25 protein-coding genes are annotated in these 22,979 nt (G+C 61.1%); 2 read left to right on the plus strand and 23 right to left on the minus strand.

The features are described from left to right. Position 1: 1 nt before the first annotated feature. From VLJ37_08985 to rpsP, 4 genes are all read right to left on the minus strand, one after another. Positions 2-1,363, minus strand: a complete 1,362-nt coding sequence (locus VLJ37_08985) for a patatin-like phospholipase family protein (GenBank protein ID HSA59804.1) — start codon at positions 1,361-1,363, stop codon at positions 2-4. A 70-nt stretch (positions 1,364-1,433) separates the two neighbouring features. Next, positions 1,434-2,117: a tRNA (guanosine(37)-N1)-methyltransferase TrmD gene (gene trmD / locus VLJ37_08990; GenBank protein HSA59805.1), complete on the minus strand. Its 684-nt coding sequence runs from the start codon at positions 2,115-2,117 to the stop codon at positions 1,434-1,436. Positions 2,118-2,125: 8 nt separating this feature from the next. Further along, complete coding sequence (locus VLJ37_08995; protein HSA59806.1) at positions 2,126-2,371, minus strand: KH domain-containing protein; 246 nt, start codon at positions 2,369-2,371, stop codon at positions 2,126-2,128. 31 nt (positions 2,372-2,402) lie between these two features. Then, positions 2,403-2,648: a 30S ribosomal protein S16 gene (gene rpsP, locus VLJ37_09000; GenBank protein ID HSA59807.1), complete on the minus strand. Its 246-nt coding sequence runs from the start codon at positions 2,646-2,648 to the stop codon at positions 2,403-2,405. Positions 2,649-2,832: 184 nt separating this feature from the next. Here rpsP and VLJ37_09005 point away from each other — a divergent pair, with 184 nt between their 5' ends. Then, positions 2,833-3,744, plus strand: coding sequence for a formyltetrahydrofolate deformylase (locus tag VLJ37_09005; protein HSA59808.1), 912 nt, complete (start codon positions 2,833-2,835; stop codon positions 3,742-3,744). Between the two features lie 20 nt (positions 3,745-3,764). Here the strand turns inward: VLJ37_09005 and VLJ37_09010 are convergent, their stop codons facing one another. The 9 genes from VLJ37_09010 to VLJ37_09050 all read right to left on the minus strand — a co-directional run bounded on the left by VLJ37_09010 (position 3,765) and on the right by VLJ37_09050 (position 10,966). After that, positions 3,765-4,418, minus strand: a complete 654-nt coding sequence (locus VLJ37_09010) for a hypothetical protein (protein HSA59809.1) — start codon at positions 4,416-4,418, stop codon at positions 3,765-3,767. A 12-nt stretch (positions 4,419-4,430) separates the two neighbouring features. Beyond that, a complete protein-coding gene (rsmI, locus tag VLJ37_09015) occupies positions 4,431-5,111 on the minus strand; it encodes a 16S rRNA (cytidine(1402)-2'-O)-methyltransferase (protein ID HSA59810.1) in 681 nt (226 codons plus the stop codon). Continuing rightward, positions 5,111-6,727, minus strand: coding sequence for an NAD+ synthase (locus VLJ37_09020; GenBank protein HSA59811.1), 1,617 nt, complete (start codon positions 6,725-6,727; stop codon positions 5,111-5,113). The genes rsmI and VLJ37_09020 overlap by 1 nt, the downstream gene beginning before the upstream one ends. A gap of 65 nt (positions 6,728-6,792) precedes the next feature. Next, on the minus strand, positions 6,793-7,782 hold the full coding sequence (locus VLJ37_09025; GenBank protein ID HSA59812.1) for a CaiB/BaiF CoA-transferase family protein: 990 nt from the start codon (positions 7,780-7,782) through the stop codon (positions 6,793-6,795). 1 nt (position 7,783) lies between these two features. Beyond that, on the minus strand, positions 7,784-8,101 hold the full coding sequence (locus tag VLJ37_09030) for an SCP2 sterol-binding domain-containing protein (GenBank protein HSA59813.1): 318 nt from the start codon (positions 8,099-8,101) through the stop codon (positions 7,784-7,786). After that, positions 8,098-8,370 (minus strand): DUF2752 domain-containing protein, encoded by a 273-nt coding sequence (locus tag VLJ37_09035; GenBank protein HSA59814.1) that lies wholly within the window; start codon positions 8,368-8,370, stop codon positions 8,098-8,100. Before VLJ37_09035 ends, VLJ37_09030 begins: the two co-directional genes overlap by 4 nt. Before the next feature lie 57 nt (positions 8,371-8,427). Next, positions 8,428-8,808 carry a DUF4870 domain-containing protein gene (locus VLJ37_09040; GenBank protein HSA59815.1) on the minus strand — a complete coding sequence of 127 codons (381 nt, stop codon included), beginning with the start codon at positions 8,806-8,808 and terminating at the stop codon, positions 8,428-8,430. A gap of 23 nt (positions 8,809-8,831) precedes the next feature. After that, entirely contained in the window at positions 8,832-10,520 is a 1,689-nt protein-coding gene (locus VLJ37_09045) for an AMP-dependent synthetase/ligase (GenBank protein ID HSA59816.1), read from the minus strand. 59 nt (positions 10,521-10,579) lie between these two features. Continuing rightward, a complete protein-coding gene (locus tag VLJ37_09050; GenBank protein ID HSA59817.1) occupies positions 10,580-10,966 on the minus strand; it encodes a YraN family protein in 387 nt (128 codons plus the stop codon). A gap of 54 nt (positions 10,967-11,020) precedes the next feature. Here VLJ37_09050 and rpmB point away from each other — a divergent pair, with 54 nt between their 5' ends. Then, the gene (rpmB, locus tag VLJ37_09055; GenBank protein ID HSA59818.1) at positions 11,021-11,212 is read left to right on the plus strand and encodes a 50S ribosomal protein L28; all 192 of its coding nucleotides are present in this window, start codon (positions 11,021-11,023) and stop codon (positions 11,210-11,212) included. A gap of 33 nt (positions 11,213-11,245) precedes the next feature. On the opposite strand, the gene VLJ37_09060 is transcribed toward rpmB, so the two are convergent. The 10 genes from VLJ37_09060 to VLJ37_09105 form a co-directional block, all read right to left on the minus strand. Continuing rightward, positions 11,246-13,414, minus strand: a complete 2,169-nt coding sequence (locus VLJ37_09060) for a bifunctional (p)ppGpp synthetase/guanosine-3',5'-bis(diphosphate) 3'-pyrophosphohydrolase (protein ID HSA59819.1) — start codon at positions 13,412-13,414, stop codon at positions 11,246-11,248. Next, the gene (gmk, locus tag VLJ37_09065) at positions 13,389-13,961 is read right to left on the minus strand and encodes a guanylate kinase (GenBank protein ID HSA59820.1); all 573 of its coding nucleotides are present in this window, start codon (positions 13,959-13,961) and stop codon (positions 13,389-13,391) included. Before gmk ends, VLJ37_09060 begins: the two co-directional genes overlap by 26 nt. Beyond that, positions 13,951-14,805 (minus strand): YicC/YloC family endoribonuclease, encoded by an 855-nt coding sequence (locus VLJ37_09070; protein HSA59821.1) that lies wholly within the window; start codon positions 14,803-14,805, stop codon positions 13,951-13,953. Before VLJ37_09070 ends, gmk begins: the two co-directional genes overlap by 11 nt. Positions 14,806-14,810: 5 nt before the next feature. Next, complete coding sequence (locus tag VLJ37_09075) at positions 14,811-15,467, minus strand: FHA domain-containing protein (GenBank protein ID HSA59822.1); 657 nt, start codon at positions 15,465-15,467, stop codon at positions 14,811-14,813. A gap of 39 nt (positions 15,468-15,506) precedes the next feature. Beyond that, a complete protein-coding gene (locus VLJ37_09080; protein HSA59823.1) occupies positions 15,507-16,046 on the minus strand; it encodes an OmpH family outer membrane protein in 540 nt (179 codons plus the stop codon). A 73-nt stretch (positions 16,047-16,119) separates the two neighbouring features. After that, positions 16,120-18,393 carry an outer membrane protein assembly factor BamA gene (bamA, locus tag VLJ37_09085; protein HSA59824.1) on the minus strand — a complete coding sequence of 758 codons (2,274 nt, stop codon included), beginning with the start codon at positions 18,391-18,393 and terminating at the stop codon, positions 16,120-16,122. Next, on the minus strand, positions 18,390-19,070 hold the full coding sequence (locus VLJ37_09090) for an ABC transporter ATP-binding protein (GenBank protein ID HSA59825.1): 681 nt from the start codon (positions 19,068-19,070) through the stop codon (positions 18,390-18,392). The genes bamA and VLJ37_09090 overlap by 4 nt, the downstream gene beginning before the upstream one ends. Positions 19,071-19,072: 2 nt before the next feature. Beyond that, positions 19,073-20,287 carry an ABC transporter permease gene (locus VLJ37_09095; protein HSA59826.1) on the minus strand — a complete coding sequence of 405 codons (1,215 nt, stop codon included), beginning with the start codon at positions 20,285-20,287 and terminating at the stop codon, positions 19,073-19,075. 6 nt (positions 20,288-20,293) lie between these two features. Further along, positions 20,294-21,487, minus strand: a complete 1,194-nt coding sequence (locus tag VLJ37_09100) for an FtsX-like permease family protein (GenBank protein HSA59827.1) — start codon at positions 21,485-21,487, stop codon at positions 20,294-20,296. Further along, positions 21,487-22,839 (minus strand): lysine--tRNA ligase, encoded by a 1,353-nt coding sequence (locus tag VLJ37_09105; GenBank protein ID HSA59828.1) that lies wholly within the window; start codon positions 22,837-22,839, stop codon positions 21,487-21,489. The genes VLJ37_09100 and VLJ37_09105 overlap by 1 nt, the downstream gene beginning before the upstream one ends. Positions 22,840-22,979: the final 140 nt, after the last annotated feature.

The raw sequence follows: 22,979 nt of genomic DNA on the forward strand, positions 1-22,979 counted from the left end.
TTTAAGCGACGAGACGGAGACGGCGCTTGGGCGGCCGCTCCTTCTCCAGAACGCCCATGATCATGGCGTCGTCGGAGGTCGACTTCGTCATCTGGGAGAAGTCCTGGTCCACAACGTCCCTCGTCATCTGGATGCCGTAACTCGCCATGATCCTCGAGACCTCGTCAAAGCGCCCCTCGATCGTGTTCTTGACGGAGGCGAATCCGTGCCGCGCCGCGCGGGCGCGGTTCCAGAAGGAAAACGGGTTCATCTCGAAAAAGGTCGAGTCGTCTTCCTTGGGCTCGATCAGGATGATGTCGCCCTTGAAGCTGCGATCCAGGATCATTTGATCGATGAAATACCGGATGCGCGTGTGGAAGATCGTCCGGAAGACCTGGTTGAAGATCATGAGAAGCCCGCTGTCCGAGATCCGCCGGTTCTTGGTCACGTACTTGTCCTCCTCGCGAAGGTATTCGAAGACCAGCCGGTTCGAGTACGGGCGGAAAGGGTTGTAGCAGACGACGAGATCGGCGCCCTTGCGGATGGCCAAGTCCATATTGGTCGTCCGTTTGACCGCCCCGTCGATGTAGTCGACTCCCTTGATGCGCGCGGGCTTGTAAAGCATGGGCAGGGCCGAGGAGGCTTGAACCGCCTGTGAGATCGTCACGTCGTTCATCTCGTCCGGCCCCATGATGACGCGATCCGCGGTATCCAGATCCGTCGTGATAATGTAGAGAGACTTGCCCCGCACGCGCTTCAAGACCTTGAAATTATTCGTCAGATGGTTCCGCTCGAAATTCTTGCGGACGTACTTCTCGAGGCTGTTGCCGTTGAAAAGGCCGGTCGGAAAGGCCTCCGTGATGGAAGGCATGGCGCGCTTGGAATAGATGATCTTGGCCATGGGGCTCACGAAGTGCTCGAAGTTGGAGTAGTTCGGCTCCGAGCAGAAACGCAGAAAACCTTCCTTGAGCGGCTGCCAGAGCCGCGGCAGGGCCGCGATCGAATCGTACAAGATGCCGGGGATGTAGGTCGCCCGACGGTAGAGGTACGAGAGGGGCCGCTCCAGGAATTCGAAAAAATTCGGCCAATACACGTGGAAGGGCGAGAGCTGTTCGAAGTGTTCGGACGTCCCGTCGAGGATCTTAAGGATCTCCTCGGGGCTGACGCCGGAGGCGAGATGGGCGTTGATGAAGGCGCCGGCCGAGACGCCGACGTAGGTGTCAAAGTCCGTCACCTTGCGGTTGACGAGGAAGTCGTTCAGGGCCTTGAGACCGCCGACCTTGAAGGTGCCGCCGGTGATGGCGCCGCCCGCGAGCACGAGGGCGACCTTCGCGTGGGGCTTCTTGCGGGTCAGATCGCTCTTTTGGATGATCGTAATGCCCAAGAAACACCTCCCGCGTTATGTCCCAAAGCGAAACACACGATGACGCACCATGTAAAGGGGAAAAGCTCAGCTATTTTTTGAGAAGGTCCGGCCGTTTTTTCCGAGTGCGCTCAAGGGCCATCTCGCGTCTCCATGCCTCGATCTTGGCGTGATCGCCGGACAGGAGGACCTCCGGGACCTTGTGACCCCGGAATTCAGGAGGACGCGTGTATTGGGGATATTCCAACAACGACGCGGAAAACGATTCGTTCTTGAGGGATCCTTCCTCCCCCAGGACTCCGGGGATCAGCCGGGACACGGCATCCACGAAGACCATCGCCGCGAACTCGCCGCCGGTCAGAATGTAGTCCCCGATGGACACCTCCTCGTCGATGAAATGTTCGATGACACGCTCGTCAACGCCTTCGTAGCGTCCGCACAGGAGCACCAATTGGTCGTACTCGAGATAAGCGGCGAGGTGCTCCTGGTTGAGGGGGCGGCCTTGCGGCGAGAAATAAATACGGCGGACCTTTTTGCCGGGAACGGCCGCCGCCTCGATGGCCGCGACGGCAGGCCCCGGCTTCATCACCATGCCGGGTCCGCCGCCGTAGGGGATGTCATCGGTCCTTCGATGCTTGTCCTCCGTAAAGTCGCGGATGTCCCTCAGGCGAATCGAGATCAATCCGGCCTCCTGGGCGCGCTTCAGGATGGAATGGGAAAAGGGCGAATCGAAAAGCGACGGGAATAGCGTGAGGATGTCGAACTGTAGGGGCACGGCGCGCCCTACTCGAGGATTTCCAGAACGGAGCGTTTACGGAGTTTTGTGGAGACGGCCCCCAGGATCGTCCGCATCGACTGGGCGGTGCGGCCCTGCTTGCCGATGACCTTGCCCAGGTCTTCCTTGGCCACTTTAAGCTCGATGACCGTGGTCTGTTCGCCGTCGATTTCGGCCACCACCACTTGATCGGGAAAGTCCACCAAGGCCTTTGCCATGTACTCGACCAGGTCTTTCAGAGGCGTTGTCGACATGACGACCTCCTTACGAGCAGCAGCTCTTTGGTCAACCCTGCGCCGGTGCGTTCTTCAAAATCTGCCTGACCACATCCGAAGGCTTTGCGCCCTTCTTCATCCAAAGCTCGACCTTGGCCTTGTCGATGGTCGCCTTCTCGACGCCCTTGGCGGGGTCGTAATGGCCGACGACCTCGAGGAACTTTCCGTCCCGCGAGGACGACAGGCTTGCGACGACAATCCTGTAAAAGGGTTTCTTCTTGGCCCCGAACCGGGCGAGTCTGATCTTGGTTTCCATAGCCTCTCTTCTCTTCCGATGTCGCTTACGTCCAACACCCACATCCACGGGGCAGCGGCGCTTAAGCGAAGGATATTGCCATGTTATGAAGTCGCTCCCCAAACTGTCAAGAAGGAATCCGGCCAGGAGACCCCTCGTTTTTTATGATGCAAATATCCGGAATTATGATACTTTTTGAATCCTGATGGCCGCTTCCCACACCAAGAAACTTGCCAAGGTCCGCGTCGCGGGGCCCGACCACAAGGGCATCATCGCGACCGTGACCATGCACCTCTTCAAGAACGGCTTGAACATCGAAGACATCGACCAGCGCATCCTGGAAGGCTATCTCGTCATGAACATGGTGGTGGACCTGAAGGACGCAAAGTCGTCGGTCGCCGTCCTGCGCGAGAGCCTCAAGGCCGTCGGCAGGAAGATCGGGATGGACATCACGCTCACGCCGGAGGCCGAGCGGAAGGTCAAACACGTGGCCCTGCTCGTCACCCGCGAGCCTCACTGCCTCCAAACGCTGCTCAAGGACATGAAGTCGGGCACGATCCGCGGCCGCCCCGTCGTCGTCCTTGCCAATCGTCCGGATTTGGAAGGGCTGGCGAAAAAATACGGCGCCCCGTTCTTTTGTTATCCGGCGGACAAGAAAAAAGACCACGAGCGCTTCGTTCTGGACAAGCTGGCGGAGTACGACGTCGATCTGATCGTTCTGGCCCGCTACATGCAGATTCTCTCGCCGGAATTCTGTTTCCGCTACGAAGGCAAGATCATCAACATCCATCCTTCTCTCTTGCCCTCTTTCCCCGGGGCGCGCCCCTATTCCCAGGCCTACGACAAGGGTGTCGAGGTCGTCGGCGTCACCGCCCACTTCGTGACGACCGATCTGGATCAGGGCCCGATCATCTGCCAGGATGCCTTCAGGGTGGACAAGCACAAGCACACGCTCGAGGAGATCGTCGCGCGCGGCAAGGCGATCGAGGCGAAGACCCTGGCCCGCGCGGTCAAACTCTACTGCGACGGCCGTCTCGCCCTCCGCCGCGGCAAGGTCATCGACAGCCGGCGGCTGCACCAGTTCGAAGAAAAATTAAAAGAGTTCTATGGATCGTAGGGGCGAACCTCGTGTTCGCCTTACGGCTGAGGCGGCGGCTGTTCGGCCGACCCGTAGGACAGGATCAGGTTCGTCTTGTCGCCTTCCCTGTTCGCCGAGACGGTCAACGCCGTGGTCCCCTTCTTGAAGATCCCCGAATAGCTCGTGTCGGACGGGGGCACCGCGATGGCCGACTGCCAGCCGCCCGTGACGAGCTCCCTCTGATAGAAGTTCGAGACGTCGGTCACGGAGGACGAACTCTCGAGCGTCACCATCGTCATCGCTCCCAGGATCATGCTGCCCGTCACTTGAGAGGGTGAAAAAACCGGGATGTCCGACGGAAAACCGTCCGGAAGTTTTTGATCGGTCTTGATGGCGATCTGTTGGCCGGTTTTTTCGTCCTTGAGGACGAGCCCGTTGTCCGTGATGTTGACCTTTGTATCCCCCATTCCGGCCTGTTTCATCCCCGTCTCCATGATCTTCTCGATGCCGTGCTTTATGCCCTCTTCGGTGGCATATTCCCCCGCCTTGGAGGTTAGAAAACCGGCGAGGATCCTGAGGCCGATGCCGACGACCGTGAGGCCGACAACGCCCAGGATCGCGATGACGATCAGAAACTTGGCCCAGCCGGGGATTTTTTTCTTTTGGACCGTTTGCGTCTGCGTTTCCGGTGTCTGAGGATTTTGATTTGCCATCGGGCCTCCTTGTTACGGTTCGCGGCAACCCTCGACCAAGAGGATCCACTCCCCTTTGTCGATCAGCTCCGCCTCTCGGTCGAGCATCTCTCCGATCGTCCCCCGGAAGAATCCCTCGTGGACCTTGGTCAGTTCGTGGGCGAGGACGCAGCGGCGGTCTCCGAACGCTTCCCGGAGGATCTTAAGCGTCTTCTTAACACGAAACGGGGATTCGTAAAAGATGAGGGTTGAGGGGTCTCGGGCGACGGATTCCAGGACCCTCCGCTTCTTGCCGTCCTTCTGCGGAAGAAAACCGATGAACAGAAACCGGTCCGTGGGGAGTCCCGAGGCGCAGAGGGCCGCGACGGCGGCGGAGGGGCCGGGAATCGGGACGACGGCGATCCCCTTTTCGAGCGCGCCGGCGACCAAGTTGTAGCCGGGGTCGGAGATGCCCGGCGTACCGGCGTCGGAGACCAGGGCGATGTTTTTTCCCTCCTCAAGTTGGCGGATCAAAAAATCGCCCTTCGCGAACTTGTTGTGCTCGAAGTAGCTCGTGGTGGGCGCCGTGACCCCGTAGTGGTTCAGGAGTTTTTTCGTGTGGCGCGTGTCCTCGCAGGCGATGAGATCCGCCTCCTTTAAAACCCGGATCGCGCGGATCGTGATGTCTTCTAGATTGCCGATGGGAGTGGCGACGATGTAGAGGGTTCCGGGCACTAGATCTTCCTGGCAATCGGATACCTTCTACCGATCCCGAACGCCTTCGAGGTCACCTTGATTCCGGGCGCCGCCTGGCGGCGCTTGTATTCGTTCAGCTTGATCCAGCGGACGACCTTGGCCACGACGTCCGCGTCGAAGCCCAACGCGACGATCTCCTCATCGGACTTGTTCTCCTCGATCGCGGCCTTCAGAATGCCGTCCAGAATGTCATACGGCGGGAGCGTATCCTGGTCGGACTGATTCGGCTTGAGTTCCGCCGACGGCGGCTTGGTAAAGACCGCTTCCGGAATGACGGGCTTGAAGGAATTGGCGAAGCGGGCCACCTCATAGACCATCGTCTTGGGGACGTCCGCGATCGCCGCCAATCCGCCGCTCATGTCGCCGTAAAGGGTGCAGTAACCCACCGAGAGCTCGGACTTGTTCCCCGTCGAGAGCACGAGCCAACGATGACGGTTGGACAAGGCCATGAGGACGTTCCCGCGGATGCGCGCCTGGATATTTTCGTCCGCCAAGTCGGGCGGGTCCTGCGGACGGCGATGAAAGAGCCGGCGATAGGCGCCATACACGTCGGCGATTGGGTGCTCCTCGATCCTGATTCCCAGATTCTTCGCCAGGGCCCGGGAGTCGATCAGACTCCCCTCGCTGGAATACGGCGAAGGCATCAGCACACCGACGACGTTTTCCGGGCCCAGCGCGGCTGATGCGATCACCGCGGTGAGTGACGAATCGATCCCGCCGGACAATCCCAACACGACCTTTTCGAAGCCGCATTTCCTCACGTAGTCGCGGACGCCCAGGACGAGGGTTTGATAGACCGTCTCGACGTCGCGGATTTCGGGAACCGCCGGGGATGCGCGCAAGGCGTCCGTATCGACGACCAGCAGGTCCTCTTCATAGGCCTTGGCTTCGGCGACGATCTCCCCGCGGTCGTTGACCGCCAGGCTCCGGCCGTCGAAGACCAGCTCGTCGTTTCCGCCCACCAGGTTGACGTAAAAGATCGGCGTGCCGTGTTTGAGGGCGAGCGCTTGCAGCATGTCGCGCCGGAGTTGGGACTTGCCGAGCGTGTACGGCGACGCGGAGAGGTTCAAAAGGAGCTTGGCCCCCTTCCCCACCTGCTCCTCGATCGGGTCTCGCGGGTACAGCCTCTTTTCCCAAAAGAGCTTGTCGTTCCAAGCATCCTCGCAGATGGAAACGCCGACGTTTTTCCACAAACCGATCTCGGTCCCGGGCTGAAAGTACCGTCCTTCGTCGAAGACGTCGTAGGTCGGCAGCAGAGTCTTGAAATAGCGTGCGGCCACTTTCCCGTCCCTGCAATGCGCCGCCGCGTTGAAGAGGGGCTTGCCGCCGGGCTTGGAATTGCGTTCGACGTACCCGACCGCGATCTCGATCCCCTTCGCCTCCCGGGCGACGGCCTCCAGTGCCCGCAGGTTTTTCTCGACGAAGTCCGGAATTTCCACGAGGTCGCGGGGCGGATAGCCGGTAAGCGTCATTTCGGGGAAGGCGATCAGCCCCGCCCCGGCCTTCTTCGCGCGGCCGACGAATTCCCCGACCTTGCGGACGGTTCCGTCGAAATCGCCGATCGTCGTGTTGATCTGGGCTAGGGCGATTTTCATGGTTTACGACTCTCGTCTCCAACCATTCCCGCTCCCACCCGTCTTCGACGGGTACCCGGGCTTGGTCATGCGACTATCCCTAGCGCCTTCAGGGCGCGAATCTCTTTGGAGGTATAGCGCAGTTTGCGAAGGATGGACACCGTGTGCGTCCCCAGCGGTGGGAAAGGCTTTTCCGGCCGCGGCCGTTCCGGCTCCTCGCAAACGGGAAAGAGGCAGATGTCTTCGCGCTCACCCAGCGCCTTCCATTCGGCCGAGGGCCTCGCGCGGAAGACGGCTGCCAGCTCCTCGCGCGAGACGGACTCGTCCTTGCCGACCAGGGCGCAGAATTTCTTCCAGAATTTCGGCTCCAGGGCTCCCAGAGTCACCCATCCGCCATCCGAGGTTTCATAGTGACCGTAGCAGGCCAGGCGGCCGTCGAGCGGCGTGGGTCCCGCATAGAGCCGGGCCATGGAGGACGCCGCGGCGTGCATGGAGACGTCGAGATGGGCTCCCTTGCGGGGGCGCGAGGCCAGCGCCGCCGCAACGGCCATGGCCGCCTCATACCCCGTCGCCAGATCGACGACTTGGAAATCCGGAATCACGAACCCGCCCGACGGCCGGCGGATTCGCGCGAGCAATCCCGACAAGCCCAGAAAATTCAGATCGTGGCCGGCCAACCGCGCCGAGCGGCCTTTCTGGCCAAAGCCGGTGATGGAGCACAGAATGACCTGGGGACGGATTTTTCTGAGGCGGGCGTAACCCAAACCCAATTTGTCCAAAACGCCGGGACGGAAACTCTCGATCACGACGTCGGCCGAACGCACAAGTTTCTTAAGAATCCCGCGGCCTTCAGGGGCCTTGAGATCGAGTCCCAGGCTTTCTTTTCCGGCATTGATGACGCCGACTTGATCCCCCAGCAGGGCCGGAGCTCCGGGGACAGCCCTGTAATAATCCCCCACGCCCGGCTGCTCGATCTTGACGACACGGGCACCCCGCTCCGCAAGCAAAAGGGAGGCATACCCTCCCGGCAGGAGCCGGGAGAGGTCGAGAACCGTGACGCCCCTAAGAGGTTTCAAATTAGATGATGGTGGCAAGTTTGAGGGCGAGCCCCATGTTACCCGCGACCTTCAACTTGCCGGTCATGAAGGCCATTTGGGGATTCAACGCCCCGGTCACGAGCTTGACGAAGTTCTCGTCCTCCATCGTCACCGTGCAGTTGGGGCTGGCGGAGGCTCCTTCCGTCACTTTGCCGCCCGGGGCCGTGAGATCGACCGTCCAAGTGCCACCCGTAGGGCCCTTGATGTCAAATTGGTAGATCGCGTTGATGCTGGAAACCTTGTCGGCCTTTCCCTGAAGGCTCGCGGGAAGCTTTTCGAAATATTCCTTGGGGGTCATGGATGTCCTCCTGACGCGAAGATATTTCCCGCCACGCCACCGGCGTCAATCGAAAACATGATCCGGGCCGCCCATTGGACGGCGAGAAGGGCGAGAAAAATCTCGCCCGCGTAACGCCGCCGCCGGAAGGCAAGAAAGAGGATGAAGGCGGGCCAGACGGGGAAAAAGAAAAAGGCCCTCCCCACGTCGCCGTGGAGGAGGGCCCAGAGACAATGCAACAAACCGCACCCCGGACACGGGATGCCGAAAATCAGTTTGACGGCGCACATGAAACCTCTCCCTACCCTCTCCTTGATAAAGAGAGGGCGGCCGCAGGCCGGGCGAGGTTACGCCAACCCGGCCTTCTTTTCCGCGAAATCGCCGATATACGGGATCTTCCAGCGCTCGCCCTGATAGGCCTTCACCAGGCAGATGATCCACAGGACGAAGACGGCGAGGCCCAAGACCGGCACCAGGATGCTCATGATCACGCCCAGAAAGCTCGCGATCGAGCCCAGGATCATCGTCAGGATGTTCAGGGCGACCACCACGACGATCCAGCCGACGCCGAAAGTGGTTCCCTGCCAGGCGTGGAACTGGACGTCCTTGTTTTCCTTCTCCATCAGCATGAAGACGATGCTCGTGATCGGCATGCAGATATAGCACAGCATGCTCGCGATGTTGGGCGCGAGTCCCGTTCCCTTCCCTCCGGCTCCTGCTTGGGTCATAAACCCCTCCTTTGAGTGTTTGATTACAAGTAGAGTCTGTCTAGCACGTCCCCGTATTTTTCGACCACTTTTTTTCTCTTGAGCTTCAAGGTCGGCGTGAGCTCGCCGCCTTCCTGTGAAAAATCCTGATCGAGGATCGCGAACTTCTTGATCGTCTCGTAGGACGCGAGTCGCTTGTTCGTTTCTTCGACGGCGCGGCGGATCAGCCGGTGAACCTCCGGATGCCTCCCGGGACTCCTGTGGCCGTTGAGACGCACTCCCCGCCGTTCCATCCACCGGCCAACGGCCTCCCGATTGAGGGTCACCAGGGCCGACAAAAACTTCCGGCGGTCGCCATGGACCATGGCCTGGCTGATGTAGGGCGTCGTCTTCAGCAGGTTCTCGATGTTCTGCGGCGCGATGTTCTTCCCCGCCGCGGTAATGATGAGGTCCTTCTTACGGTCGGTGATCTTGAGGAAACCATCGCGATCGAATTCGCCCACGTCCCCGGTCTTGAACCATCCGTCCTTCGTGAACACCTTCCGCGTCGCCGCCGGGTCCCCGTAATACCCCCGAAAGACCAGCGGGGATTTGACGAGGATCTCGCCGTCCCCCGCGATCTTGATCCGCGTGCCGGGGACGGGACGGCCGACCGTCCCGAAGCGGTAATCCCTTTGCGTGTTGATGCAGATCCCCGCCGTCGTCTCCGTCAATCCGTAGCCTTCGAAGATCCGGACGCCGTGCCGATCGAAGAAGAGGGCGAGATCCTGCGAAAGGGGCGCCCCGCCCGAAACCGCGTACCGCAACCGCCCGCCGAAAAGACCGCGGATCTTGCGCGACAGGAGGAACGGAGCCGTCCCGAGGAGGATCCGTTTGGCGCGCGAGGCGTCTTTCAACGTGGCTTGGATTTTTTCGCGAAATTTTTCAAAGACCCTGGGAACCGAGGCCGTAAAATGCGGACGGATGGTTTTGAGATCCTCGGGAACCGCATCCAGCCCGCGCGCGTACGCCTGCTCGAATCCCGAGGCCAGTTGCCAGAATTGAAGGGCACGGGCGAAAATATGCGCGAGGGGCAGAAAAAAGAGGGCCGTGTCCCCGCGGCCCAGGTCGAAGGCATATTGGAACGCCTCCACTTCCTTCAGGAAACTTCCGTGGGTGATGACGGCCCCCTTGGGATCTCCGGTGGTTCCCGAGGTGTAGACGATCGTCGCGGTCGTGCCGGACCCGATCCCCCGAAAACCCTCTTGCCAAGCCTCTTCGTGACCGTCGCGCCCGAAGAGAAGAACGCGGTCGAGGGTCAGGGCACTCCCGGCCGGCGATCCCTCCATCAGGACGAGGGTCTGGAGCCGCTGAAGGCGTTTTCGAAAGGGCGCGATCTTTCGAAACTGTCCCCGATCCTCCACGAAGACCGCCTTTGCGCCCGAATTGTTTAGAATGAAGGCGACCTGTTCCGGGGTCGACGAGGGATAGATGGGGACGGAAACGGCCCCGAGCGAAAGGACGGCGAGATCGGCGAGGCTCCATTCCGCCCGAGTCCCGGCGAGGATCGCCACACGGTCGCACTTTTCGACGCCGATGACTTTCAGCCCCAATGCCAGATCACGGACGCGCTCCCAAACCTCCAGCCACGACCACCGGACCCAACGCCCGCGATGGTAAAGTCTCCAGCACGTCCGATGACGAAGCCGGGCGACGCTCGCCTGAAAATCCAGAACGAGATTCTTGGATGCCATGAAGGGCGGAATATAGAGTCTTTTCCAGTAGTTGTCACGAAAAAAGACAGTCAGTCATTCTAGTAGCCCCAGGCGAGTTCGAAGGCGTTGGGGATCCATTCGAACCGGGGCGAAGGACCGGAGAAATCAATCCCGAGAACGGCGAAGCCGGCGTTGACGTCGCGGTGCCTCCGGGTCGCCAGGTAATGTTGGGCCACCTTCGAGATGTGTCTCTGTTTGGGAAGGGTCACCAGTTCGCGCGGCGAAACGGCCTCCACGGAGCGGCGGGTCTTGACCTCCACAAAGGTGATCGTCCCGCCTCGGGCGACGATGAGGTCCACCTCGCCCAGGCGGCAGCGGAAATTCCTTTCGAGGATCCGGTAACCCAGGGTTCGAAGGTAAGAGGCCGCCAAGGACTCTCCGTCACGTCCCAAACCCTTATCATCGCGCTGGAAATCCCCTTGCATCGGGCACATCCTCCTGCTAGCAACGCCCCTTCATTAAGGATTTTCGGAGGTTTTATGGCCCGCAGTTGCTTTTATTGCGAAAAGAAAAGGCTGGTCGGAAACAACGTCAGCCACGCGAACAACAAGACCAAGAAGAAGTCCTTTCCCAATATTCAGAGCGTCCGGGTCATCGTGAAGAACGCCGTCATGCGGGTCAACGCCTGCACACGGTGCATCCGGTCGGGTGTGGTTCAAAAGGCCGCGTAATTAGGGCGAACACGAGGTTCGCCCCTACAATCGTCAGTCCCTCACCCGCTCCACCGAAATCACGCCCTTCACCTTCTCCAGCGACTTCATCAGCTGGTGCAGGTGCTTCAGGTCCTTGATCCCCACCTCAAAGGTATTCATCGACTTTTGATCGCCGATCGCCCGGCAGGTGGCCTGGCTGATGTTGACCCCTTCCGACGAGATCGACTGGCTGATGTCGGCCAAGAGACCCGGCTTGTCGACGCAGACGACGCGGATTTTCGTGGCCGTCGGGAGCTTGGTCTTGAGGTTCCAACTCGCGTCGACCCGCCGCGCCTGGTCGGAGGCCAGGACCTTGCTGCAGTTCGTGGAATGGATTGTCACGCCGCGCCCGCGGGTGATGAATCCGATGATGCTGTCGCCGGGAATCGGATTGCAGCACTTGGCCAACGTCACCAGCATGTCGTCATAGCCGCTCACGCGGACGACGCCGGAGCTCTTCTCGAACGCCTTGCGGAAGATGCGGCCGATCGCCGAGGACTTCTTGGCGGCCTCCGGACGGGTGTTTTCCAGCTCCTCCAGCTTTTCCTTGGACAACACCGCCGTGAGGAGCTGGCCGACGGAAATCCTTCCGTAGCCGATCAGCGCGAACAGATGCCCCACGCTCTTGATCCCGCGTTCGCGCGCGAAGGCGTCATAGGCCTCGCCCGCGATCACCTTGGATTCCTTCAGGCCCAGTTTCTCGATCTCTCCCTGCACGAGCTCCTTGCCCAGCGCGACCGCCTTTTCGCGCTGTTCCTCGCGGATAAACTGGCGGATCTTGGCCTTGGCGCGGGAGGTTTGGACGGATTTGAGCCAGTCCTTGGAAGGGCTGTGATCGGATTGGGTCATGACTTCCACGGTGTCACCGCTCTTGAGCTGGTAGCGGAGAGGGACCATCTTGCCGTTCACCCGGGCCCCGACGCAGCGGTGACCCACCTCCGTGTGAATGGCGTAGGCAAAATCGATGGGCGTCGATCCCGTCGGCAACTCGCGGATGTCGCCCTTGGGCGTGAAGACGTAGACGTCCGTCGCAAAGAGGTCCAGCTTGACCGTGTCGAGATACTCGGCCGGATCCGAGAGCTCCTTCTGCCACTCCAGGAACTGCCGGATCCAGCGGAACTTCATTTCGTCCTTCATGTCGATCTCGCCGCTCTCCTTGTAACGCCAGTGGGAGGCGATGCCCCATTCCGCGATCTGGTGCATCTCTTTGGTGCGGATCTGGAACTCCACCCGCTGGCCGCGCGGGATGATCACCGTCGTGTGGAGCGATTGGTAATTATTCACCTTCGGCATGCCAATGTAGTCCTTGAACCGACCGGGCACCGGCTTCCAAAGGGAGTGGATGAGTCCCAGCGACTCGTAGCACTGGGGCAAGGTCTGCACGATGACCCGGAAAGCAATCAGGTCGTAGACCTGCTCGAACTCGATCTTCTGGTCCTCCATCTTCTTGTAGATGCTGTAAAGATGCTTGGTCCGGGCCTGGATGTCCGCCTTGAGGCCGTATTCGGCCATCTTGCCCGACAGGGCTTCCCGAACGTCCTCGATGAACCGCCCGCTCTTTTTTTCGACCTCTTCCACCTTTTCCTGGAGGGTCCTGTAAAAGTCGGGCTTGAGGAACTTGAGACAGAGGTTTTCCAGCTCGATCCTCACCTCCTGCATGCCGAGACGGCCCGCGATGGGGGCGTAGATGTCGATGGTCTCCTGCGCGATCTTGATCTGCTTTTCCTCCGGGAGAAATTGGAGGGTCCGCATGTTATGGAGCCGGTCGGCGAGCTTCACCAAGATGACGCGGATGTCCTCCGCCATCGCCATGAACATCTTGCGGAAGTTCTCGGCCTGGCGCTGCTCCTTGGACGCGAAACTGATCTTCGAAAGTTTCGTCACGCCGTCGACCAGGTGCGCGATCGTCTTTCCGAAGATGGATTCGATCTCATCGACGGTTGTCAGCGTATCCTCGACCGTGTCGTGGAGGAGGCCCGTGGCGATCGACGGAGGGTCCAAACGCATCTGGGCCAGGATGTGGGAGACCTCCAAGGGATGGATCAGGTAGGGCTCGCCCGAACGGCGCGTCTGCCCCTGATGGACCTTGGCGGAAAAGACGTAGGCTTTCTTGATGAGGTCGAGATCCGAGTCGGGGTTGTACCGATGAACCTCTTCAAGGATGTCTTCTAACCTTATCAACGATGGCCCTCAATTCCTGGTAAGCACGATCGACGTTATCGTTGATAATAACATAATCGAACTTGTCCCGCTCGGCCATCTCGCGTTTTGCGTTGTCCAGTCGGCGCTTCAGGGCCTCGGGGGCCTCGGTCCGACGGGCCTTGAGACGGTCCTCCAACGCCTCCAGCGAGGGGGGCAGGAGGAAGATGAGGCAGGCGTCGGGATACGCCCTGCGGAGACTCATGGCGCCGCGGATGTCGATGTCCAGAACCGTGTCCAGACCCAGGGCGCGGCGCTCGACCAACGGGCCCTTGGGCGTCCCGTAGAACGACGAATGGACTTCCTCCCATTCAAAGAAGAGATCCTTTTGAACCATTTCCCGGAAGGTCTCGTCGTCGAGGAAGACGTAATCGACCCCGTCACGTTCGCCGGACCGCGGGGGGCGCGTGGTGCAGGAGACGGAGCGGGCGATGTCGGGAAAATCCGCCAGGAGCCGGTTGAGCAAGGTCGTTTTGCCCGCCCCCGAGGGAGCGGAGACGACAAAAATGCGGCCCGGCTTACTCGACATTTTGGATTTGCTCTCGGATGCGTTCCAGCTCGCTCTTAAACTCGATCACCTGGTGGGCCAGTTTCACGCCCTGCGACTTGGAGCCGATCGTGTTGATCTCCCGGCCCATCTCCTGGGCGAGGAAGTCGAACTTCCGCCCGATGGGCTCGCTTAAGCGCGTAAACCGTTCGAACTCATGAAGATGGCTCCGAAGACGAACAATTTCCTCGGTCACGTCCGCGCGTTCCGCCATGATCGCCGTCTCCTGCAACACGCGACCCTCCTCCATGGTCCCCGGCCCCTTGTATCGCTCTTCGAGTTTCCTGCGGTAGCTGTCGCCGCGCTTGAGGGCCTCCTTTTCGATGACCTGGAGGAGCTTGAACAAGTGCCTGGCCCGGCCCTCGAACCATTTCCGCAGACGCAAGCCCTCGCGGGACCTCATCGTCCGGAGACTGTCCAAGGCCCGGTCCACAAGAGCCATCAGGGGCTTACGGAGGGCCTCGATGTCCTCCGAGCCGGCGTGGGCGAACAGGATCCCGCGGCAGGTGAGGATGTCCGAGATCGAAACGGGACCCGAGATCCCCACCTCCTTTTGGAGGCGCTTCAAGACGCGGTAGGAGCGCTTGGCCAGTTCGATCTCGGCCTGCTCCCGGTCGACGCTCTCCTCCCGGAGGAAGAGCTCAAACTTGCCGCGGGCAAAACGCTCGCGCACGCGCCGGGCCACCTCGGGGTCGAAGATGGCGAAACGGCCCGGCGAACGGAAGCTGACCTCGCAGAAACGGTGGTTGACGGAACGCGCCTCGACCACGAGGCGAAAGCGCCCGACTTTCCCTTGAGCGACGCCGAACCCGGTCATTGAATACATGAAAATTAAGCCTCGAATCGGATCTTGGTACCACCGACGGTGATCAGATCGCCCTTCTTGAGGATCTTCGATTCCACCTCGGCGCCGTTGACGAACGTGCCGTTCTTGCTCACGAGGTCCAGGATGCCGACCAACCCCGATTCGTCGTAGAAGAGCATGGCATGGAGCCGGGAAATGGCCGTGTCCTTGAGTTGGACGTCGTTCTCCCGGACGAAACCGCCCAGGCTCTCCGTCCCCGCCGCCTTGGGCCGGGGACCGGACTTGGCGCCGTCGCTCTTGTGGAACTGCTTGCTCAGGTACTGCATGACGACCTTCTTCGAGGCGTCGTCCAGGCTCACCGCGGCGTCCACGGCGAAGATCTTGGTCCGCTCGGCGTCGTCCAAGGATCGCCCCAAGGCCCGGCAGGTGCCCTTCTCCAGGTCGATCCGGTCGCCCTTGTTCTTGCCCTCGACGATCAGGAACACGGCCTTTTCGCCCGATGGGACCCTGACGGGGGCTTCGCCACCTTTTTCAGATCTCATAGGAAACGCCTCCTCGATGAGCATCACGGGAATGCCGTCCCGGATGGGATAGACGATGCGGCAGGATTCGCAGATCAGGCCCTTTTCATCGCCGGCGAGCGTCAGATCCGCCTTGCACTTGGGGCAAGCGAGTATCGACAAGATGTCATTGTCGAGCCGGCGAGCGGGCATCAGAAATTTTTACTCCATCTTGATGGGACCGGTAAAGCGCTGATTGTACATGCCGATCAGGCGCGACGTCAGATCGTCCTTGGTCTTGGCATAGAGGACGGCGTCCTGGGAGGTTTCGACGATCATCGTGTAGCCTTCCTTCTGTCCGACCTCCGCTGTGATCGTCTTCAGGTTCTGCAGGATCTGGTTCGTCATCTTGGCTTCCTTCGAGACGAGTTCGCCGCGATAGGTCTCCATGTTTTTCTGAAGCTCCGTGAGCTTATCGTAGAATTCCTTTTGCTTGGCGGCCATCGCGTCCTTGGAAAGGACCGAGCCCTGCTTCTGGGCCTCTTCCTGCAGCTTCTTTAACGCATCCTGCTGGAGGGCCAATTTCTTCTGCTTGGCGTCGAACTCGGCCTTGAGGGACGCCTTGGCGCGCTTGCCCTGCTCGACCTCGTTCAAGGCCTGCTGGAAGTTCACGCCGCCGATCTTGACTTCCTGCGCTTGAACCGCGGACGCTGCGCCCAGTACGAGGGAGAACACGGTCACCATCGCGAAAATTTTCTTCATGGCTGAAATCCTCCTTAAATGATTCCGCATCTTTTATACGGGCAAAAAAGCGAACGCAAGAAGGTTTGCTTCGTCAGAAAAAGCTCCCAATGGTGAAATTAAACACGATGGGGTCCTCGCCGGGGTCGCGGCCGAAGGGGATGCCCCATTCGAAACGAAGGGGGCCGAGAGGAGAGTTCCAGCGGAGACCGAAGCCAAAGTCCGAACGGAGGCGGTTCAGGGCGAAATTCTGGTCCTCCGCGAAGGAGTTGCCCGCGTCGACGAAGGTGACCATCCGGAAACCGGCCGGCTCGTAGATGGGAAACTCGAGCTCGAAGTTGAATTGAACCATCTTGTTGCCGCCGTACACGAAACGGTTGTCGCCGCCGGCGACCGAGTTCGGAATCTGCACGGACGGGCCCACGGACCTGAGCGTATAGCCTCGCAGGGAGTTGACGCCGCCCATGAAGAAGCGCTCGAAGAGGGGCACGGGCAGGCTGTTCAAGCTCGATATTTGAGCGATCGTCATGTTGATCTTGCCCACGAGCCCTTTCCAGATGGGCTGGTAATAACGGAAGTTCTCGGTCCAACGGAGGAACTCGTTGTCGCCGCCCAATCCCGCGTACTCGACCGACGAGCTCGCGTACATGCCCTTCGTGGGGAAGATCCGGTTGTTCCGCGTGTCGCGGGCCAACGTCACCGAGGCGCTGGACGTGAGACCGGAAAGGTTTTGGTTGAACACCGCGGGCACGGTGGTGCGGAAGTCGCCGACGTCGACGTCCTCGATCTGGTAGCCCAGGCGGATGCTCGACCACTCGAAGAGCCGGTGCCCGAGGCTGAGCGATCCGCCGAATGAGCGGCGGTCGAAGTCCGTGAAGACGTTGACCGTGCGGAAGCCCGAGACGGAGAGAAGCCAGTCGGAGTCGAGGAAGTGCGCGTCCTCAAAAGAGAGGACGAAGAGCTGCCGCTTGGACGAGAGCTCGGTCGAAAATTGGCCGCTGATGCCGTAGCCCAAGAAGTTCTGTTTCGCGATGGACGCCGTAAAGATGAAATTCTCCGCCGAGGAGAAACCGGCGCCGATGGAAAACGTGCCCGTGGGCTTCTCCTTCACGGTAATATTGATGTTGATCCGGTCGTCCGCCGACCCGCGGGGCGTCGCGAAGTTGACCTCCTCGAAATAGCCCAGGGCCTGCAGCCTCTGTTGCGACTGGCGGAGCCGCGTCTCGTTGTAGAGGGAGTTCTCCGTCAGGAGGACCTCGCGGCGGAGCACCTTGTCGCGCGTGATTGTGTTGCCGGAGATGTTGATACGTTCGACGTAGACCCTGGGCCCCTTCTGCACCAAGTAGGTGACGTCGGCGGTCAGGTCCTCGTCGTGCGGCTGGATCTGCGGGTTGATATTGGCGAAGGCGTAGCCCTGGTCGCCGTAGATCTGCGAAAGGGTCTGCAGGTCTTCCTCGACCGCCTTGCGCTCGTAGACCCGGCCGCCCTTCAGCTTGAACTTGCTCCGGAGCTCCTCCTTCGTCGTCAGGATATCGCCTTCGATATCGACGTTCCGGACCTTGTACTTTTCGCCTTCCTCGATATGGAAGGTCACGGTGAGCCACTTGCGGTCCCGCGAGAGGTAGACCTGCGGCGGACTCACCTTCACCTTCAGATAGCCGTTGTTCTGGTAGTGGTAGACCAAAAAGGCCGTGTCCCTCTTTATCTGCTCGTCCTGATACTTGCCGCTGGACGACAGCCACGAGAGGTAGCCCTTCTCCTTGCTGCGGATCTTCTTGCGCAGCTCCTTGTCGGAGAAAACCTTGTTGCCGATGAAGTTGATGCGCTTGATCCGGACCGGTTCTCCCTCGCGGATGTTGAAGACGAGCTCGTCTCCGGCGGCGTTCCCGGGAATCTTTCTAAACTCGGGCGTCACCTCCGCCAGGTGGTAGCCTTCCGAGACGTAATGTTCCTGAATTTTGCGGATGGAGCTGTCCAGGCGGGCGGCGTCGGTCGATCCGAACGGTTTGACGTCGATCAGCTCGCGCAGCTTTTCCTCCTTCACCTTCTTGTTGCCGACAAAGCTGATCTTGGCGATCTGCGAGCGCTCCGAAACGATATAGACGAGCCTGACGCCCCCTCCGGCGGCGGCTTTTTCCACTCGGACGTCGTCGAAGACCCCGAGGCGGTAGAGCGCCTGAATGTCCTTGCGCACCCGGTCCGGAGAATAGGCCATGCCGACCTTGCTCTCGACCGTGGCGAGGATCGTGGCCTCCTCCACGCGCTGATTGCCCTGCGAGCGGATCTCGCGGATCGTCTGCGCTCCGGCCGGCGCCGAGGCCAAAAGGACCGTGGACGCGAGCATCGCCGCCGCGAAGATCCTCTTCATGCCGCGCCCCCGACCCGACCGCCCTCGATGCGGATCTTTTCCGGAAACCGGCCCGCCACGGCGGCGTTGTGGGTGACCAGCACGAGGGCCGTCCCACGCTCCCGGTGCAGGTCCAGCAAGAGATCGACCAGCTTGCGTCCGTTCTCCTCATCGAGATTGCCCGTCGGCTCGTCGGCGAAGAGCACGCGCGGCTCCCCCACCATCGCCCGCGCAACCGCGACGCGCTGCTGTTCGCCGCCCGAAAGCTCCGCGGGCCGGTGCTCCGCGCGTGCGCCGAGACCCAGCCGGTCGAGACACACGAGCGCCTTGCCCGAAGCCTCGGTCCGCGAAACGCCCCTCACGAGGAGGGGCATCATGACGTTCTCCAGGGCCGTGAATTCGGGCAGGAGGTGATGGAATTGAAAGACGAATCCGACGGTCTTGTTGCGGAATTCCGAGAGACGCTCGTCGTCGCGGGCGTAGAGATTTTCTCCCTCGAAGAGGACTTCCCCCGAATCCGGCCGGTCAAGCGCGCTGAGGACGTGCAGGAGCGTACTCTTGCCCGTGCCCGACGCGCCGACGATCGCCGTCAGGCTCGCGGGACCGATGGACAGATCGACCCCCTTCAGCACCGGGGTCTCGATCGCGTCGATCCAATAGGACTTTCGAAGGTTCTTGGCCTGAATCAAAGGCTGCATCTTCACGCTTCCAGCAACGAACGCACCACGTTCAACCGAGAAACCCGAGCGAGGGTGAGCGCGCTCGCGCCCAGGACGATCAGGAGCGACGACGCCGCCACTCCCGCGAGGACCGTACCCGACCAGACGACCGGCACGCTCCTCACGAAGTAGACCTCCGGCGCGAGCGCAATGGGCTTCCACAGGTCCAGAAACAAAAGCACGCCCGAACCCAACGCAAGGCCCGCGGCGACGCCGGCGCACCCTATCAAAAGACCGTCGAAAAGAAACACTTTTCGTATCCGCCTCCAGGAGAGTCCCAGGGCGCGCAACAGGGCGACTTCCCCGCGCTTTTCCAAAAACAGCATCGCGAGCGTTCCGACGACATTCAGCGCCGAGACGGCGACCAAGACCCCCAAAATGACGCCGAAGACCAGCCGCTCCATCTCCAACGCCCGGAAGACGTTCTCGTTCAGCTCCCGCCAGGTCATGACGACGTACGGATAGTCGAAACGTTCGCGGAGCCTTTCCCCCCAAACGCCGGCGCGATCGGGGTCCTTGAGCCAGAGTTCGAGCCCGGACACCTTGCCGTCCGTCTGAAAAAACCCCTTCGCCGTCTCCAGATCCAGAAGCGCAAAGGTTGCATCGTACTCGTACAAGCCCGACTCGAAGGTTCCGGCCACGAAGAATTTCTTCACGTTTTTCACGCCCATCGCCTCGGGCTTGAGTCCTTGGGGGAAAAGGACCCTCAAGACGCCCCGCGTGAGTCCCAGATCCTGGGCGAGCGTCTTGCCCAGGACGATCTCTGGAAGTCTTTCGGGATTCTCCGCCGGCGCCGCGGGCGTCCGCCGGATGTCGACGCGCGAAAACCGGATGTACCGGTCGAAGTCGACGCCCTTGAGCACCAGCCCCTTGACCTGCGGGCCCGAGACCGCCAGCCCTTCCCGGTAGATGAACGGCACGACGCCGGCCACTTCCTCGCTGGATCCGGCCGACGCCGCCTCGCGCTCCACCTCCGCCTCGTCGCTGATCTCGTCCGCTTTTTGGAGGATGACGTGGGCGTTCATGCCCAAGATCGCGCGCCGGTATTCCGCCTGGAAACCGGTCAGGACGGAGAAGGCGACCCAAAGGGCACCGACGCCGAATCCCAGACCCAGGACGGCGATCCACGCCGCCGCCGAGAGAAAACGGCCGCGCCGCTTGGAAAAGAGAAACCGGCGGGCGAGAGAAAATTCCAAACTCATTTATTCATACCTCAGCGCCTCGACCGGCGAGACCCGGCCGGCCTGACGCGCGGGATAGAGCGCCGCCAGAAAGGTGACGAAGGGCACGAGCAAAAGGACCGTCACGACGTCCGACGGCTCGACCGCGACCGGCAGATGCTCGATGTAGTAGCTCGCCGGAAGCGGGACGGGATACTTCGTGAGGAGCCACGCGGCCAACAGCCCCAGTGCGCCGCCCGACGCCGTCCCGATGAAACCGATCGCGGCGCTCTTCCATAAAAAAATGCGCCGCACTCGGGCCGCGGAGAGCCCGACGGCCCGGAGCACCGCCATGTCCTTGGTCTTGTCGAGCACGGTGAGCGAGACCAGGCCGTAGATATTGAAGGCGGCGATCAGGAGGAGCATGCCCAGAAGCAGAAACATCCCGATCTTTTCCAGTTTGGTCGCCGCGAAGAGCTTGGGATTCGCCTCCCGCCACGTTTCGACGCGGAGGTTCTTCAAGCCCTTGGCCTCCAGGACGGCGCGCACGGCGTCGGCGGCGTCGCGCGGCTCCACCCACACCTCGAGCCCCGTGCGCGCCTGCTCGCCGAAGAGGCGCAAGGCCTGCGCGTAGGGGGCGAGCGCGTACTTGCTGTCGTAGTCGTAGAATCCGGAGTGAAAGATCCCCGTGAGCTTCAAGAGTCGGACGCGGGGCATCACCTCTCCCGAAGGCCCCACGTCGCCCAGGGGAAAGATGATCCTCAGTTCCTCCGGAAAATCGGGATGCGCGTGCAGGGCCGCCGCCAACTCGTCTCCCAGGACGACGCTGTCCTCCCCGAACGCCTCCGAGGCGTAGTACCGCCCCAGACGGGCCTCGTCCGGGGCTTCCCCCAGCCCGCGAAGACGCAATCCCAGGACGCCGCCCTCCTCCGTCTGCGCCACGGCCTCGCCCTCCGCAAAGGGCACGAGCTTGCGGATGCGCGGGTCGGCCGCCCGGAAGTCCTCCATGCGCTCCGACAGGTCCTCGCCCGTCGTGCTCAAGACCGTCAGCGGGGCGCGGAAATTGAGGATGCGGCTGCGGAAGTCCCTCTCGAAACCGTTCATGACGGAGAGGACGAAAATGAGGGAGAAGACGCCGACGCCCACGGACAGGAGCGAAATCGACAGGATCAGGGAGACAAACGGCGGCTTGTGCCGCGTGGAGAGGTAGCGGCGGGCGATGAAGGTTTCGAACATTAGGCGGTCGGCCTCATCAGCGGAAACAGGATGACATCCCGGATCGACGGCTGGTCGGTCAGGATCATCACGAGCCGGTCGATGCCGATCCCCTCGCCCGCCGTCGGCGGGAGGCCGTGCTCCAGGGCCCGGATGTAATCCTCGTCGTACGGCATCGCCTCCTCGTCGCCCTTCTTGCGGGCCTCCACCTGCTGGAGGAAGCGTTCCTTCTGGTCCAGGGGATCGTTCAACTCGGAGAAGGCGTTGGCGATCTCCATGCCCGCCACGTAGAGCTCGAACCGGTCGACCACCTCCGGATTCTGGTCGTTCTTCCGCGCCAGCGGCGACTCCGAGAGAGGGAACGGCAGCACGAACGTGGGCTGCACGAGGCTCGACTCGCCCTCGCGGATCATCTCGGGGTAGGTGATCCGTCGGAACGGGGCCTCGAAGGAGATCTCCCTGCCCTGGTAGGGAAACGCCTTCTTGCCGTGGATCAACAGCGCCAGTTCCCCGAACAACGCCTCCGTCTCCCGGATCAGGTCCTCGTGGGTCGCGTAGGATTGGTAGAACTCGAGCATGGTGAATTCCGGATTGTGCTGGGTGGAGACGCCTTCGTTCCTAAAGTTGCGGTTGATCTCGAAGACGCGCTCGAGGCCTCCCACCACCAGCCTCTTCAAATGGAGCTCCGGCGCGATGCGCAGGTAAAGGTCGCGGTCGAGGACGTTGTGATGGGTCACGAACGGCCGAGCCGCCGCCCCGCCGGCGAGCGGATGCATCATCGGCGTCTCCACCTCGACGAAGTCCCGCCGGGTGAAATACTCGCGGATCGCCTGGATGATCTTCGAGCGCTTGAGGAAGACCTCCTTGACCCCGTCGTTCGAGATCAGGTCGAGATAGCGCTGGCGGTAGCGGGTCTCGACGTCCGTCAGCCCGTGCCATTTTTCCGGGAGCGGCCGGAGCGACTTGCCGGCGAGACGGATTTTTTCGGCGCGCAGGGTCAATTCGTTCGTCTTGGTGCGGAAGAGTTTTCCCTCGGCGTAGAGAAAGTCGCCCAGGTCGATCTTCTTGAAGAGGTCGAAGTCTTTGGGACTCAGCGTCTTTTCCTCGATGAAGACCTGAAAGAGGCCGCCCCGGTCCTTGAGCTTGGCGAAGGCCGCCTTGCCGAAGGAGCGCAGCAACATCACGCGCCCGGCGACCGAAAACTTCTTGTCGATCTTCTCGACCTCTTCCTTGGGAAGTGCGTCGTAGTCCGCGAGGAGCTCCCGGGAGGTGTGGCTCACCCGGAGCCCGTTCGGATACGGGGCGATGCCCTGCTTTTTCAATTCCTGGAGCTTGGAGAGCCTGAGCTCGTATTCCCCTTCGGGCTGAGACATTTCAAATCCTCAAAAAGACGATGGTTTTTGACACAGCACGCTCGCCGAAGTCAACGAATCTCCCCATTTTTCCCCTTGCCTTTCCCTCCGTGCGTTCGCATAACCATCGTTCACCACACCCTTCGGGTGCGATTCAGGGT

The organism is bacterium (genome assembly GCA_035454885.1).
GTDB lineage: Bacteria > UBA10199 > UBA10199 > JACPAL01.